Raw genomic sequence first — 15398 nt, forward strand, 5'->3', positions numbered from 1 at the left:
AGCAGACCCGCGCCGGGGTGAACAGCCAGCGCGTGGAAACCGAGCAGGTCGCCAGCGCCATCCATGAAATGGCCGCGACCGTGCAGGAGGTCGCGCGCAACGCCGAGCAGGCGTCCGCCGCTGCCCAGCAGGCCGACCAGCAGGCCCGCCAGGGCGACCAGGTGGTGCAGGACGCAGTGAACCAGATCGACCGCCTGGCCATCGAGGTGGATCGCTCCGCCGAGGCCATGGAACTGCTGCGCAAGGAAAGCGAGAAAATCGGCAGCGTGCTGGACGTGATCAAGTCAGTGGCCGAACAGACCAACCTGCTGGCACTCAACGCCGCCATCGAGGCCGCCCGAGCCGGCGAGGCCGGGCGCGGTTTCGCCGTGGTCGCCGACGAGGTGCGCGGCCTGGCCCAGCGTACGCAGTCCTCCACCGCCGAGATCGAGGGTCTGATCGCCGGCCTGCAACGCGGCGCCCAGGAAGCGGTAACGCGCATGGACGACAGCCGACGCCTGACCGGCAGCTCGGTGGAGCTGACCCGTCGCGCTGGCGAGGCGCTGGGCGTGATTGCCCGCACTGTGGCCGACATCCAGGGCATGAACCTGCAGATCGCCTCCGCCGCCGAGGAACAGAGCAGCGTCGCCGAGGAGATCAACCGCAGCGTGGTGCAGGTGCGCGAGATTGCCGACCAGTCCGCCGCCGCCAGCGAGCAGACCGCCAGCTCCAGCACCGAGCTGGCGCGCCTGGGCAATGAGCTGCAGTTGCAGGTAGGCCGCTTCCGCCTGTGAAGCACCAGTCGGTCGGTGCGCCCGCGCCGACCGACAACGGCAGGACAGCTGTCATGCGCATGGCGTAGGATCGGTCACTCGCCATATTGGGAGAGTGACCATGCGCCCGCTGACCATCGACCTCGACGAACTGGCCTTCGCGCTCGACACCCAGGGTATCGATCACTACCTCGATCTGTTCAGTGGCCAGGTGCTGCTGATTCCCGAAGAAGACCCCGATCCGGAGCTGGCCGAGCTGCTGCACCGCGAACCGGAGCGCCTGCTGCCCATCGAGCCGCTGAGCAGCGGCCAGTCGCTGGAGCTGATGCGCGACTTCCTCCGCGAAGTACCCGAACCCCATGCCTACTCCGCGCTGGCCAACGCCATCGAGGGGCGCAAGCCGTTCAAGGCCTTCCGTCATGTGCTGATGGGTTATCCGGAGCTGTTGCAAGCCTGGTACGTCTACCAGGGCGAGCGGCTGCGCGAGTGTGCGCTGGATTGGCTGGCAGACAACCAGATCCAACCGGCCACGCGCAGCGCGATCTGGTAGCGGCACCCTCCCGCGCCGAACTCCATCGCAGGGCGTATAACGCCTGTGGCGTTATACGCCATTGGGGTCTCTGGGCATTCGCCCTGCGCGCCAATCGATGGGTATCGCTGCGCTCCACACCATCCTACGAGAGCGGCAGCGGCGGATAACCCACTCCGGGTGATCCGCCTTACGTGTTGCTATCGCCTGTCCCCGTACAAAAACGCCGCCCCGAAGGGCGGCGTTGCTGTTTCCGATCAGAACAATCGGCCTTCCGGCGCCTCGCTGGAGATCGGCTTGGCTTGAGCGGCCGTGGCCTGCCATCCGCCGCCGAGGGCCTTGTACAGGTTCACCTCGCTGGTCAGCTGGTTGAGGCGGTCGCTGATCAGCTGCTGCTGGGCACTGAACAGCGAACGCTGCGCGTCGAGCACGGTGAGGTAGTTATCCACACCGGTGCGGTAGCGCTTGTCGGCCAGGCGGTAGTACTCGCTGCTGGCGTCCACCAGCGCGCGCTGCGCCTGCAGCTGCTCGTTGAAGGTGCCACGGGCGGCAAGGCCATCGGCGACTTCGGAGAAGGCCGTCTGGATGGCTTTCTCGTACTGCGCGACGTTGATGTCCTTCTGCACCTTGGCCAGGTCCAGGCTCGCGCGCAGGCTGCCGGCGTTGAAGATCGGCAGGCTGATCGAGGGCTTGAACAGCCAGGTACCGGAACCGCCGTCGAACAGGCCACCGAGGTCTGGGCTCAGGGTACCGGCGTTGGCGGTCAGGCTGATGTTCGGGAAGAACGCCGCCCGCGCCGCGCCGATGTTGGCGTTGGCCGCCTTGAGCTGGTGCTCCGCCTCGAGGATGTCCGGGCGGCGCTGCAGCAGGTCGGAGGGCAGACCCGCCGGCACGGTGGCCAGCAGCTCGTCGGACAGCTGGCGGCCCTGGGGCAGGTCGCCCGGCAGACCGGAGCCAAGCAGCAGGACCAGCGCGTTCTGATCCTGTGCAACGAGACGGGTGTACTGCGCCAGGGTAGCCCGCGCGCTTTCCACCTGGGTCTGCGACTGGCGCAGGTCCAGGGCCGAGGCGACCCCGACCTCGTAGCTGCGCTTGGTCAGGTCATAGCTCTTCTGGTACGTGCCCAGGGTGTTGCGGGTCAGCTCCAGCTGGGCCTGGTCGGCGCGCAGCGTCAGGTAGGCGTTGGCGACGTTGGCCACCAGGCTGGTCTGGGTGCTGCGACGGGCTTCTTCGGTGGCGAAGTACTGCTCCAGCGCCTGGTCACGCAGGGCGCGCAGGCGGCCGAACAGGTCGACTTCCCAGGAGGTGATCCCCAGGGTCGCGCCGTACTGGCTGCTGATCATCGAGCTGCCGGTCTGCGACAGGTCCGCCGGCAGGCGCTGGCGCGAGCCGTCGAAGCTGGCGTCCACCGCCGGGAACAGGTCAGCCCGCTGGATGCGGTACTGCGCCCGGTAGGCTTCGATGTTCAGTGCAGCGACGCGCAGGTCACGGTTGTTTTCCAGCGACACTTCGACCAGGCGCTGCAGTTGCGGGTCCTTGAAGAACTCGCGCCAGCCGATATCGGCGCCGGCATTGGCCGGCTGCGCCGCATCGTAGGCATCGCCCTGCGGATAGGCCGCGGCCACGGACGCCTCGGGGCGCTCGTAGTCGGGGATCAGCGAGCAGCCGGACAGCACGACTGCCGCGACCGCCAGGGACAAAAAGGACTTTCTCATATCAATGCCCCTTCTCGGTGGCTTCCTGTTCCTTGGACAGCTGGTCCTTGAACAGGGTACTGACCACCACGTAGAACAGCGGTACCCAGAAGATCGCGAGGATGGTGGCAGTGATCATGCCGCCGATCACGCCGGTACCGATTGCGTGCTGGCTGCCGGAACCGGCGCCGGTGGAGATCGCCAGCGGCAGCACGCCGAGGACGAAGGCCAGGGAGGTCATGACGATCGGCCGCAGACGCATCCGGCACGCCTCGATGGCGGCCTCGACGATGGGCTTGCCCTCTCGTTCGTGGAGTTCCTTGGCGAATTCCACGATGAGGATGGCGTTCTTCGCCGACAGACCGATGGTCGTCAACAGGCCCACCTGGAAGAACACGTCGTTGGACAGCCCGCGCATGGAAGTCGCCAGCAAGGCACCGATGACGCCCAGGGGCACCACCAGCATCACCGAGAACGGAATCGACCAACTCTCGTACAGCGCCGCCAGGCAGAGGAACACCACGATCAGCGACAGGGCATAGAGCGCCGGCGCTTGCGACCCGGACAGCCGTTCCTCGTAGGACAGGCCGGTCCAGGAGTAGCCAACGCCCTTGGGCAACTGCTTGACAATCTCCTCGACCGCCGCCATGGCCTCGCCAGTGGATCGGCCCGGGGCCGGTTCACCGAGGACTTCCATGGCCGGCACGCCGTTATAGCGCGCCAGCTTCGGCGAACCGTAGCTCCACTCGCCGGTGGCGAAGGCACTGAACGGCACCATCTCGCCGGCACTGTTGCGCACGTACCACTTGTCCAGGTCTTCCGGGCTCATCCGCGCATTCGGGCGACCTTGCAGGTAGACCTTCTTCACCCGACCACGGTCGATGAAGTCGTTGACGTAGTTCGAACCCCAGGCGATGGACACGGTGGTGTTGATGTCCGACAGGGACACGCCCAGCGCGCTGGCTTTCTCGTCGTCGATCAGCAGCTGGTACTGCGGTTCGTCGTTCAGACCGTTGGGGCGCACGCGTTGCAGGGCCGGGTTCTGCGAGGCCATACCGAGGAACTGGTTGCGCGCCTGCATCAGCACTTCGTGGCCGACGCCGGCCTGGTCCTGGAGGAAGATGTCGAAGCCCACTGCGTTACCCAGTTCGAGTACCGCCGGCGGGGCGAAGGCGAACACCATCGCGTCCTTGAAGCTGAAGAAGTGCATCTGCGCACGCTGGGCCAGCGCGAACACGCTGTTCTCCGCGCCCGGACGCTCTTCCCAGGGCTTGAGCATGATGAACGCCATGCCCGAACTCTGGCCGCGGCCGGCGAAGTTGAAGCCGGTCACGGTGAACACCGAGGCGACCGAGCTGCTTTCCTTCTCCAGCAGGTACTCACGCATCGAGTCCACCACCACCTGGGTGCGCTCGGCGGACGAACCGGCCGGGGTCTGCACCTGGGCGAACAGCACGCCCTGGTCCTCGTCGGGGAGGAACGCGGTGGGGATGCGGGTGAACAGGTAGATCATGCCGCCGAGGATCAGCACGTACATCAGCAGGTACGGCATGCGGTGCTTGAGGATCGAGGTGACGCCACGCTCGTAGCCGTGGGTGGTGGCGAGGAACTTGCGGTTGAACCAACCGAAGAAGCCGCGTTTGTGCTCGCCGTGGTCACCCTTCTCGATGGGTTTGAGCATGGTGGCGCAGAGCGCCGGGGTCAGGATCAGCGCCACGATCACCGACAGGGCCATGGCCGAGACGATGGTGATGGAGAACTGGCGGTAGATCACCCCGGTGGAGCCGCCGAAGAAGGCCATTGGCAGGAATACTGCCGAGAGCACCATGGCGATACCCACCAGCGCACCCTGGATCTGGCCCATGGACTTGCGCGCCGCCTCACGGGGCGACAGGCCTTCCTCGGCCATCACCCGCTCGACGTTTTCCACCACCACGATGGCGTCGTCCACCAACAGGCCGATCGCCAGCACCATGCCGAACATGGTCAGGGTGTTGATCGAGAAGCCGAAGGCGGCGAGTACACCGAAGGTGCCCAGCAGTACCACCGGCACGGCGATCGTCGGGATCAGCGTGGCGCGGAAGTTCTGCAGGAACAGGTACATCACCAGGAACACCAGCAGGATCGCTTCGCCCAGGGTCTTCACCACCTCATGGATGGAGGCGGAGACTACCGGGGTGGTGTCGTACGGGTAGACGATCTTCATGCCCTGCGGGAAGAACGGCTCCAGCGTGGCCAGGGTGGCACGGATCGATTTGGCGGTATCCAGCGCGTTGGCGCCGGTAGCCAGCTTGATCGCGATACCCGAGGCCGGTTTGCCGTTGAACTGGGCGTTGATGCTGTAGTCCTGGCCACCCAGGGCAACGTCGGCGACGTCTTTCAGGCGAACCTGGGAGCCGTCGGCGTTGACCTTGAGCAGGATTTCCTTGAACTGCTCGGCACTCTGCAGGCGGGTCTTGCCGATGATGGTGGCGTTGAGCTGCTGCCCCTTCACCGCAGGCAGGCCACCCAGTTGCCCGGAGGAAATCTGCACGTTCTGCGCCTGGATCGCCGTCTTCACGTCGCCCGGGGTCATCTGGAAGCTGTTGAGCTTCGCCGGGTCCAGCCAGATACGCATGGCGTACTGCGAACCGAACACCTGGAAGTCGCCCACGCCAGCGGTCCGCGACAGCGGGTCCTGGATGTTGGAGACGATGTAGTTCGACAGGTCTTCCTTGGTCATGCTGCCGTCTTCGGAGACGACGCCGACCACCATCAGGAAGTTCTTCACCGCCTTGGTCACGCGGATGCCCTGTTGCTGCACTTCCTGCGGCAGGAGCGGCGTGGCCAGCTGCAGCTTGTTCTGCACCTGGACCTGGGCGATGTCAGGGCTGGTGCCCTGGTCGAAGGTCACGGTGATGGTCATGCTGCCATCGGAGTTGGACTCCGAGGAGATGTAGCGCAGATGGTCGAGACCGTTCATCTGCTGCTCGATGACCTGCACCACGGTGTCCTGCACCGTTTCGGCAGAGGCGCCCGGGTAGCTCACCTGGATGGCGATGGCCGGCGGGGCAATGGCCGGGTACTGGTTCACCGGCAACTTGAGGATCGACAGACCGCCCGCCAGCATGATCACCAGGGCGATCACCCAGGCGAAGATGGGCCGGTCAATGAAAAACTTCGACATTACGAATCCCCTTGATTAACCCTGCTTGGCCGGTTCGGCGGCGGCGGGCTTGTCGGCGGCACCAGCGGTGGGCGCCACGTTCTTCGCGGGTACGGCCTTGGCCTGGGCGCCCGGCTGGACGTACTGCAGGCCTTCGGTGATCAGGCGATCGCCCGGCTTCAGGCCATCGCTGACCAGCCAATAGGCACCGACGGTGCGATCGGCCTTGATGGTGCGCAGTTCGACCTTGTCCTCGGCGTTGAGCACCAGCGCGGTCGCCATGCCACGGAAGTCACGGGTCACGCCCTGTTGCGGCGCCAGGATGGCCTGCTTCTTGATGCCTTCTTCCAGCTGCGCATGGACGAACATGCCCGGCAGCAGCTCCTTGTTCGGGTTGGGGAAGATGGCGCGCACGGTCACCGAACCGGTGCCCTGGTCGACCGACACTTCGGAGAACTCCAGCTTGCCCTCGACGGGGTACTCGGAGCCGTCTTCCAGGAACAGCTTGACCTTGGCGGCGTTTTCGCCAGCCTTCTCCAGCTGCCCGGCCGCCAGTTCGCGGCGCAGGCGGATCAGCGAAGTGGAGGACTGGGTGACGTCGACGTAGATCGGGTCCAGTTGCTGCACGGTGGCCAGTGCAGTGGCCTGGCCGTTCTGCACCAGGGCGCCTTCGGTCACGCTGGAGCGGCCAATGCGACCGGAGATCGGCGAATAGACCTTGGTGTAGCGCACGTTGATCTGGGCGCTGTCGACGGTGGCCTTGGCCTGCAGGTAGGCGGCCTGGGCGTCAGCGTATTGCTGCTTGCTCACCGCCTCGTCCTTGACCAGTTCCTTGTAGCGCTCGGCCTGCTGCTGGGTGGAAACCAGGTTGGCCTGGGCGCTCTGCAGCGTCGCCTGATAGGTGGCCGGGTCGATCTGGTACAGCTGCTGGCCTTCCTTGACGTCACTGCCTTCCTTGAACAGGCGCTTGAGGATGATGCCGTTCACCTGTGGGCGAACTTCGGCAATGCGATACGCGGTAGTACGGCCCGGCAGTTCGGTGCTCAGGGTGACTTCCTGCGGCTGCAGGGTCACCACACCGACCTCGGGGATCTGCTTCTCCTGCGGGGCCTGGGCTTTGTCGCAGCCGGCAAGAGTGGCCATGGCGACGAGCAGGGCCGGGACCAGGGCGCGCATGGCTGGCTTTCGTTGCATATCGTTGTCCTCGTGAGCAAAGCATCCGGTTTGGCTGTGGGCTTGCCGGTCCGGAAAAGCTGGCAAAAATACTTACATTCAGCCGTGTTTGTAAACGTCCGAAAGCCCTGAGGGAAAACTACTGAAACGATTTAGCCATAGGCCGATATCGCAGTAGGTTTCCCGCAAGGCAGTCGCGGCGACGAACAAAGTTGATAACATCAACTAAAATACGAAAAAATGGTTGAGCCAATCAACCTGATTTACACAAGACTTACCGTGACCGAGCCAATGACCCATAGCGTGAATCCCGACCTGCCACAGACCCTGATGAAGGTCCTCGACCACTTGCGCGAGAGCCTCCAGGACGAACTGTGTGCCGAGGGCATCGACCTCACGCCACCGGACATCCGCCTGCTCGAACTCATCGGTGCCGACGCCGGCCAGAGCCTGCAGAGCCTCGGCCGCAAGATGTGCCGCGACAAGGCACTGGTGACCCGCAAGATCCGCGAGATGGAGACCCTGGGCCTGGTTCGCCGCGAGCGCAACCCGGACGACCAGCGCAGCTTCCAGCTGTTCCTTACCGAGTCCGGAAGCCGTATCGAAGAGCGCACCCAGGCCATCCTCGCACGTACCCATGACAGTCTGTTCGCGCCGCTGGACGACGAGGAGCAACGCACCCTCACCCAGCTCCTGCGGCAGTGCCTGCAGGGGCACGCCGACTGACCGCACAAACGAAAACGCCGGCATTCGCCGGCGTTTTCACTTCCTTGCGTCTTACTGACGCACCCCTTCTACCGACAGGGTCAGCTCGACTTCCTGGGAAGCCGGGCCGAGATCGCGCTGGATATTGAAGTCCTTCAGCTTAAGGGTGGTGGTGCCGAGGAAGCCGGCACGGTAGCCGCCCCACGGGTCATCGCCCTGGCCGATCAGTTCAGCCTTGATGGTGACCGGCTTGGTTACGCCGTTCAGGGTCAGGTTGCCGGTGATCTCGGCGTTCTTGCCATCGGCCTTCACGGCGGTGGATTCGAAGGTCGCGGTCGGGTTCTTCGAGACGTTCAGGAAGTCCGGGCTGCGCAAGTGCTTGTCACGCTCGGCGTGATTGGAGTTCACGCTGTTGGTGTTGATGGTCACCTTGACCTTGTCGGCAGACGGGTTCTTCTCGTCGAAGGTGAAGGCACCGTCGAAATCGTCGAAGCGGCCGTACAGCCAGCTGTAACCCAGGTGCTTGATGCGGAATTCGATGAAGGCGTGCTGGCCTTCCTTGTCGATCTTGTAGTCCGCGGCCATGGCCTGGCCAGCGGAGAACAGGGCGGTACCCAGCGCCAGAGCGGCGAACGTCTTCTTCAGCATTGAAGCAATCTCCCTTTGGGGTGAGGTGTTATTTCGCGGCACGACCGAGCATGCGTACCAGGGTCGCATCGCGGTCGAAGAAATGATGTTTGAACGCCGCCAGGGCGTGCAGCACGGCCAGCACCACCAGGCCCCAGGCCAGGTAGAGGTGGATCGCGCCGGCGATGTCGGCCTGGTCGGTGATGCCGCTCAGGGTCGCGGGCACATCGAACCAGCCGAAAACGCTGATGGGCTTACCCTCGGCGGTGGAGATCAGGTAACCGGCGATGATCACGGCGAACAGCAGCGCGTAGAGCGCCAGGTGGCCGAGCTTGGTCGCCACGCGGGTCATCTGGCCATGATTGGCTGGAGCCGGCGGCGCCGGGCTGATGAAGCGCCAGAGCACGCGCACGATCAGGGCGATCGCCAGCAGGATGCCGATGCTTTTATGGATTTCCGGAGCGCGGTGGTACCAGGTGTCGTAGTAGTCCAGCTCGCGCATCCACAGGCCAAGGCCGAACAGGCCGAACACCACCAGCGCACTGCCCCAGTGCAGGAACAGGCTGACCAGTCCGTAACGAGCGGGGGAATTACGCCATTGCATCGATCGACATCCTTGAAACGGGAATTCAAGACTAGCGGCTAATCCATCGAATAAAAGCAGAAAATCCTGCTTTGAAACATCGACTGACAAGATAGGTCACGCTTGAAACGCCCGTCCCAGAGCCAGATACGACAATGCCGGCTTTCGCCGGCATTGTCTGGGTGCAACCGATCAGATCAGAACGGCAGCCAGGACATGATGCCCTTCTTCTCGCCCTTGGCCTCTCCCGGCTTGTCGCTGGCGGCCGGAGCCGGAGCCTTGGTTTCCAGCACCGGGGCCTTGCCCGACTGCAGGTCGCGCACCTGGCTGGCCGCGCGCTTGCCGCTGCGCAGGGCGCCTTCGATGGTGCCCGGATACAGCGCATCGGTGTGCTCGCCGGCGAACACCACGCGGCCCACCGGACGCTCCCAGACACGCCAGAAGTTAGTGACGTCGCCTGGGCCGTAGGTCACGTAGGAACCGCCGGTGCCGGCGTCAGCGCTGTAGCGACGCATCTCGTAGCCGTCGTACGCACCGCGCATCTTCGGGTAGTACTTGTTCATGCGGATCAGCACCTGCTCCAGTACCTGGCGATCACCGAAGGCCTGCATGACACGGGCGTTGTCGCCGGACAGGTTGATCAGCACGTTGGCGCCGCCCTTCACCGCAGGCTCGACCCAGATCATACCCAGGCCCTGGTCGCTGAAGATCTCGCCGGACAGGCGCGACTTGTCGTCCCACACCGGGCGCTTGAACTTCATCAGGATCTGGTCGCGCCAGGCATAGGGCATGTTGGTGATCGAAGACTGCTGCGGCGCGGTCAGGCCCGGGGTCATCGGGATCTTGCCGACGGCCGCCAGCGGCACGCTCAGTACCACGTAGTCGGCGCTGTAGCCGGTGGCACCGACCTTGACGGTCACGCCGTCCTTGTCCTGAGTGATACCGGTGACCTTGGCATTGGTCTTGATGGTCTTGATCTGCTTGGCGAAGGCCTGGGCCAGCACCTGGCTGCCACCGGGCAGGCGCGAGGCGCGCATGTCACGGTCATCGACGTTGCGGTACACGCGCCCCTGCTGGGCGAAGTACAGCAGCGACAGGCGCGAAGGCTCTTCATAGTGGGAGCGGATGCGCTGGTTGACCAGCAGGCGTGCCACCGGCGAGAGGTTCAGCTTGTCCAGCCAGCGGGCGACGGTCAGCGCGTCCAGGGCCTGGGTGGTCTTGGTTGCCAGCGGGTTGAGCGGGTCATCGATGGAGGCCGACAGGTCGTCCAGGGACTTCTCGAAGCGCTCCAGGTCAGCGGCGACGGCGGGCATCTTGGCCTTCAGGTCGGTACTGGTGTAGTAGACGCCATCGATCAGATAGCTCGGGGTACGGACAAAGTCCGGCGCCGGCACCGAATTGACCTTCAAGGTGTCCAGGTAGCCATTGAGGGTCGGCTGAACCTTCTTGTTGCCGATCCACTCGCTGGTGGCCAGGCCGGAACGACCACCCACCTGCGGCTTGGCTTCCAGCAGGGTGACCTGCCAGCCGGCCTGCTGCAGCTCATAGGCCGAGGAAAGGCCGGCGAGACCGCCACCGATCACGATGGCCGTCGGTTGTTTGTCCTTGCCCAGCGCCACCGCGCTGAACGCCCCCAGAGCGACCAGCGCAGCAGCGCGCAGCCATCCCATCTTCATCGAGCCGATCCCCAGAAAAGTGCAAAGGCGCGAAGCATACGTCAGCGCCAGATGGCCGAATAGCCGTCTTGGTCGGCAACCTACGGCATGTGTCGTAGGACGTGTCCTTGTTCATCTCAGGTGCATTGAATAGGCTTGCGCGATCCGGGCAAGTCGACACGGACATGCCGCCATCAGTAAGGAGCAGCCCATGGGCCTGAACGCCGAGTGGATGCAGCGCGATCTCGAGGTGCTGTGGCACCCCTGCACCCAGATGAAAGACCACGAACGCCTGCCGGTGATCCCGATCCGCCGCGGCGAAGGCATCTGGCTGGAGGACTTCGAAGGCAAGCGCTACCTGGACGCAGTCAGCTCCTGGTGGGTCAACGTCTTCGGCCACGCCAACCCGCGTATCAACCAGCGCATCAAGGACCAGGTGGACCAGCTGGAGCACGTGATCCTCGCCGGCTTCAGCCACCAGCCGGTGATCGAGCTGTCCGAACGCCTGCTGCGCCTGGCGCCAGCCGGTTTCTCCCGGGTGTTCTACGCCGACAGTGGCTCGGCCGGTATCGAAGTGGCGCTGAAGATGAGCTACCACTACTGGCACAACCTCGGCCAGCCGGAGAAGAAGCGCTTCATCACCCTGACCAACAGCTATCACGGCGAGACCGTCGCCGCGATGTCAGTGGGTGACGTGGCGCTGTTCACCGAGACCTACAAGTCGCTGCTGATGGACACCATCAAGGTGCCGACCCCCGACTGCTACCTGCGCCCCGAAGGCGTGAGCTGGGAGGAGCACTCGCGGACGATGTTCGCCGCCATGGAGCAGGCGCTGGAGCAGCACCATCAAGAGGTCGCGGCGGTGATCGTCGAACCGCTGGTGCAAGGCGCCGGCGGCATGCGCATGTACCACCCGGTCTACCTCAAGCTGCTACGCGAGGCCTGTGACCGCTATGGCGTGCACCTGATCCACGATGAGATCGCCGTCGGCTTCGGCCGCACCGGCACGATGTTCGCCTGCGAACAGGCCGGCATCACCCCGGACTTCCTCGTGCTGTCCAAGGCCCTGACCGGCGGCTACCTGGCGATGAGCGCGGTGCTCACCACCGACAAGGTCTATCAGGCCTTCTACGACGACTACGCCACCCTGCGCGCCTTCCTCCACTCGCACACCTACACCGGCAACCCGCTGGCCTGCGCCGCCGCCCTGGCGACCCTGGACATCTTCGAGCAGGACAACGTGATCGAGGCCAACAAGGCCCTGGCGGCGAAGATGGCCAGCGCCACCGCGCACCTGGCCGACCACCCGCACGTCTCGGAAATCCGCCAGACCGGCATGATCCTCGCCATCGAGATGGTTCAGGACAAGGCCAGCAAAACCGCCTACCCCTGGCAGGAACGCCGCGGCCTGAAGGTCTTCCAGCACGGTCTGGAACGCGGTGCGCTGCTGCGCCCGCTGGGCAGCGTGGTGTACTTCCTGCCGCCGTACATCATCACCCCCGAGCAGATCGACTTCCTCGCCGAAGTTGCCAGCGAAGGCATCGACATCGCCACCCGCGACAGCGTGAGCGTAGCGGTCAGCAAACGCTTCCCCGAGCATCGCGATCCGGGCTGATCGGCTACAAGCGGCAGGCCGAAAGCTTTAAGCTTGCCGCTTTCCCCCATCAGTTCGACATCGCCATGCGCCTCTCCCGCTTCTTCATCGACGCCCCGCTCTCCCTCGGCCAGCACGAGCTGCCCGAAGCCCAGGCCCACTACATCGGCCGCGTACTGCGCCACAGCACGGGTGACGCGGTGCAGTTGTTCGACGGTTCGGGCCGCGAATTCCTGGGCGAACTGATCGAGGTGGGCAAGAAGAACGTCCGCGTGGACCTGCGCGAAACCTTCGACGGCCAGGCCGAATCACCGCTGCGCGTGCACCTGGGCCAGGGCCTGTCCCGTGGCGAGCGCATGGACTGGGCGATCCAGAAGGCCACCGAGCTGGGCGCCAGCGAAATCACCCCGATCGTCAGCGAACGCTGCGAAGTGCGCCTCAAGGACGAACGTGCCGACAAGCGCATGGCCCACTGGCGCCAGGTGGCGATCAGCGCCTGCGAACAATGCGGCCGCTCGGTCCTGCCGGTGCTCAACGCGCCCATTACCCTCGCCGAATGGCTGGAAAGCTGCGAAGCGCAGCTCAAGCTGGTGCTGCACCCGGTGGCCGAGCCGCTGACCAGCCATGACAAGCCGGCGAGCCTGGCCTTCCTGATCGGCCCGGAAGGCGGCTTGAGCGACGCGGAAGTGGAGCAGGCCAAGTCGGCTGGATTCCATGCCGCGCGACTGGGACCGCGCGTGCTGCGCACCGAGACCGCGCCAGTGGTCGCGCTGAGTGTCGCGCAGCAGTTGTGGGGGGATTTCTGAGCGCTTCGACGCTGGGCGGGTTCGCGAGCAAGCTCGCTCCTACGAAAAGCACCCCGAGCTAGCTGGCTGCCTGTAGGAGCGAGCTTGCTCGCGAACCGCTCAGCGCTCGTACATCCAACCAGATCAGACGCCCCGCAACGCCAACCCCGCCAGCACCAGCAAAACCAGTCCACACAACACATGGCTCACCCGGTGCCAGCGCGGCGAAGCGTTGCGCCGCAGCCAGTCCACCAGTGCCGCGCAGAGGAAGCAGCAGAGCACCGAGGCGGTCATGAAGCCGGCGAAGAACACCAGCGAATCCGCCAGTGTCGGCACGCCATTCACCAGCCCGGCCATGGCACCGCCCAGCGCGCCCCAGTAGACGATGTTCTTCGGGTTCGACAGCGACAGCATGGCCCCGGAAGCAAACGCCCCGGCGTGGTGATCGCCAGGCTCGCCCTCCTTCACTGCGCCGACCTCGCGCGCATCGCGCAGGCTCTGCACGCCCAGCCAGGCCAGGTAGGCGGCGCTGGCCAGGGTCAGCGGCAGGCGCAAGGTTTCATGGCCGAACAACAGCGCCAGGCCGGTCAGGCCGATCAGTGCCCAGACCGCATCACCAATCAGCGAGCCGAATTGCACCAGCAGCGCCGGGCGGAAGCCGCCCTTCAGGCCACGCCGCAGGGTTTCGGCGAGCACGGCGCCGGGGGACAGGCAGAAGACGGCGCCGAACAGCAGCGCAGCGAAAAACAGGGTCAGCATGGAATCGACTCTCAGACGGGATGGCGATGGAGCCAGTCTGCCTGAGTGTTTCGCCGGCGACTTGAACCAGATTGCGCCCCTCAGCGTACGGCGCGCTGGAAGCTGCCCGGCGATACGCCATAGGCGGCGCGGAAGTGCCGGTTGAGGTGGCTCTGGTCGGCGAAACCCAGCTCATGCGCCACCTCGGTGGCCGGCAGGCCGGCGCGCAGCAGCGCCTGGGCGCGGCGGGTACGCAGCTGCATGGCCCATTGTCGGGGGCTGAGGCCCACCTGCTTCTGAAAGCTGCGCAGCAGGTGGAAACGCGACAGGCCGAGGTAGGCCGCCATCTCGTCGAGGCTGGGTTGACGCGCGAGGTCGGCGGCCAGCCAGTCCTGCAGATCGGCGATCCGCCCACCGCTCTCCAAACGCTCCTGCGGCAGCCGCACCCCCATGGCGCGGGCGATTTCAGCCAGCAACAGCGTCAGTCGCTCCTCGCCGCGCTGGCGAACAAAGGCGTCGTCGCCCAACGCTCGCTCGACGGCGTCGGCCGTGGCGGCAGTGAGGACGGGCAGGCGGTCGGTAGACCGTTCAAACTCCAGGCGTTGCAGGCCGAGCATCGCCGCCAGTTGGTCGGAAGCGACGTAGAGGCTGACGAACTGCCAGGGCTGGCCTTCGGAGACGCCGCCACCCTGAATCTGTCCGGGGTTGTAGCAGGTGAAACAGCCAGGGCCGGCATCGAAGGTTCGGCCGTCCAGCCAGACACTTTCCTCGCCGCGCAGATTGGCGCTGATGACGAATTCGTCGTGGCTATGGCGCTCGAAACGGTGGCCGCCGAGTGTGGCGCCAGCAACCTCGAAGCCGGGTTGGTCTCCCAGCTGGGCAAGGCGCAGGCTGCCACTCATGGCGGGCTCAGATCAGGCCGGAGTCGGCCAGTTTCTGCTCCAGCGCGACCAGGTCGGGGATGCGCGCGTGGGCGTCGCCCAGGTCCACCGCGTCCAGCTCCAGCGGCGCCAGCGGCACGTCCAGGCGCTTGAGATCGGAGCCGACCTTCAGCGACCGCGGGATACCCTGCACCAGGAGCGCGAAGAATTTCACATTGGGCCGCCCGCCCAGGGCGTTGATCACGATCACCCGCGCACCGGGGCTGACTTCGGCCTGGCCGTCGGAGGCCGCCTCGAAGGACAGCAGCGGCAGGCGCAGGTCGCGCCAGGCCACCTGGCCCAGGTACCAGGATGGCAGGCCGTCCACCGGGTGCGGGGCACGGTAGGTGATCAGCTCAGCCACCGCCACGTTGGGCAGCAGCAGGTTGCGGTCGGCCAGCGGCACCAGCAGGCCGGTCAGGCTGCTGGGGGCGGCGTTGGCCACAGCAGCATTGGCAACGGCGGTATTGGCGACGGGAAGATCACTCATCGGGCCTT

The 15398-nt window shown here is 65.3% G+C and carries 14 protein-coding genes; 5 read left to right on the plus strand and 9 right to left on the minus strand.

The annotated features are described in order from the left end of the window. The first annotated feature begins 68 nt into the window (after positions 1-68). Both FAS41_RS31510 and FAS41_RS21100 read left to right on the plus strand, forming a co-directional pair. Positions 69-773 carry a methyl-accepting chemotaxis protein gene (locus FAS41_RS31510; RefSeq protein ID WP_420826036.1) on the plus strand — a complete coding sequence of 235 codons (705 nt, stop codon included), beginning with the start codon at positions 69-71 and terminating at the stop codon, positions 771-773. Between the two features lie 100 nt (positions 774-873). Then, complete coding sequence (locus tag FAS41_RS21100; protein ID WP_138525383.1) at positions 874-1302, plus strand: UPF0158 family protein; 429 nt, start codon at positions 874-876, stop codon at positions 1300-1302. 236 nt (positions 1303-1538) lie between these two features. Here FAS41_RS21100 and FAS41_RS21105 read toward each other — a convergent pair whose 3' ends face one another. From FAS41_RS21105 to mexA, 3 genes are read right to left on the minus strand one after another with little or no spacing between them, the layout of a single operon-like run. After that, a complete protein-coding gene (locus FAS41_RS21105) occupies positions 1539-2996 on the minus strand; it encodes an AdeC/AdeK/OprM family multidrug efflux complex outer membrane factor (protein ID WP_138525384.1) in 1458 nt (485 codons plus the stop codon). Between the two features lies 1 nt (position 2997). Further along, positions 2998-6141: an efflux RND transporter permease subunit gene (locus FAS41_RS21110; protein ID WP_138525385.1), complete on the minus strand. Its 3144-nt coding sequence runs from the start codon at positions 6139-6141 to the stop codon at positions 2998-3000. Positions 6142-6156: 15 nt separating this feature from the next. Beyond that, positions 6157-7314 carry a multidrug efflux RND transporter periplasmic adaptor subunit MexA gene (gene mexA / locus FAS41_RS21115; protein ID WP_138525386.1) on the minus strand — a complete coding sequence of 386 codons (1158 nt, stop codon included), beginning with the start codon at positions 7312-7314 and terminating at the stop codon, positions 6157-6159. 270 nt (positions 7315-7584) lie between these two features. Here mexA and FAS41_RS21120 point away from each other — a divergent pair, with 270 nt between their 5' ends. Beyond that, complete coding sequence (locus tag FAS41_RS21120; RefSeq protein WP_138525406.1) at positions 7585-8019, plus strand: MarR family winged helix-turn-helix transcriptional regulator; 435 nt, start codon at positions 7585-7587, stop codon at positions 8017-8019. 51 nt (positions 8020-8070) lie between these two features. Here FAS41_RS21120 and FAS41_RS21125 read toward each other — a convergent pair whose 3' ends face one another. The 3 genes from FAS41_RS21125 to FAS41_RS21135 all read right to left on the minus strand — a co-directional run bounded on the left by FAS41_RS21125 (position 8071) and on the right by FAS41_RS21135 (position 10884). Further along, positions 8071-8646, minus strand: a complete 576-nt coding sequence (locus FAS41_RS21125) for a YceI family protein (RefSeq protein WP_017520144.1) — start codon at positions 8644-8646, stop codon at positions 8071-8073. A 28-nt stretch (positions 8647-8674) separates the two neighbouring features. Next, positions 8675-9229: a cytochrome b gene (locus FAS41_RS21130; protein WP_138525387.1), complete on the minus strand. Its 555-nt coding sequence runs from the start codon at positions 9227-9229 to the stop codon at positions 8675-8677. 176 nt (positions 9230-9405) lie between these two features. Beyond that, on the minus strand, positions 9406-10884 hold the full coding sequence (locus tag FAS41_RS21135) for a flavin monoamine oxidase family protein (RefSeq protein WP_138525388.1): 1479 nt from the start codon (positions 10882-10884) through the stop codon (positions 9406-9408). Positions 10885-11074: 190 nt separating this feature from the next. Between FAS41_RS21135 and FAS41_RS21140 the strand changes: the two genes are divergently transcribed. Next, entirely contained in the window at positions 11075-12478 is a 1404-nt protein-coding gene (locus FAS41_RS21140) for an adenosylmethionine--8-amino-7-oxononanoate transaminase (RefSeq protein WP_138525389.1), read from the plus strand. A gap of 65 nt (positions 12479-12543) precedes the next feature. After that, positions 12544-13263 carry a 16S rRNA (uracil(1498)-N(3))-methyltransferase gene (locus tag FAS41_RS21145; protein ID WP_138525390.1) on the plus strand — a complete coding sequence of 240 codons (720 nt, stop codon included), beginning with the start codon at positions 12544-12546 and terminating at the stop codon, positions 13261-13263. Positions 13264-13386: 123 nt separating this feature from the next. Here FAS41_RS21145 and FAS41_RS21150 read toward each other — a convergent pair whose 3' ends face one another. From FAS41_RS21150 to FAS41_RS21160, 3 genes are all read right to left on the minus strand, one after another. After that, on the minus strand, positions 13387-14001 hold the full coding sequence (locus tag FAS41_RS21150; protein WP_138525391.1) for a LysE family translocator: 615 nt from the start codon (positions 13999-14001) through the stop codon (positions 13387-13389). A gap of 80 nt (positions 14002-14081) precedes the next feature. Then, positions 14082-14882, minus strand: a complete 801-nt coding sequence (locus tag FAS41_RS21155; protein WP_138525392.1) for an AraC family transcriptional regulator — start codon at positions 14880-14882, stop codon at positions 14082-14084. A gap of 7 nt (positions 14883-14889) precedes the next feature. Beyond that, entirely contained in the window at positions 14890-15390 is a 501-nt protein-coding gene (locus FAS41_RS21160; RefSeq protein ID WP_138525393.1) for a chemotaxis protein CheW, read from the minus strand. Positions 15391-15398 lie beyond the last annotated feature (8 nt).

Source organism: Pseudomonas nicosulfuronedens, assembly GCF_005877905.1.
Lineage (GTDB): Bacteria > Pseudomonadota > Gammaproteobacteria > Pseudomonadales > Pseudomonadaceae > Pseudomonas > Pseudomonas nicosulfuronedens.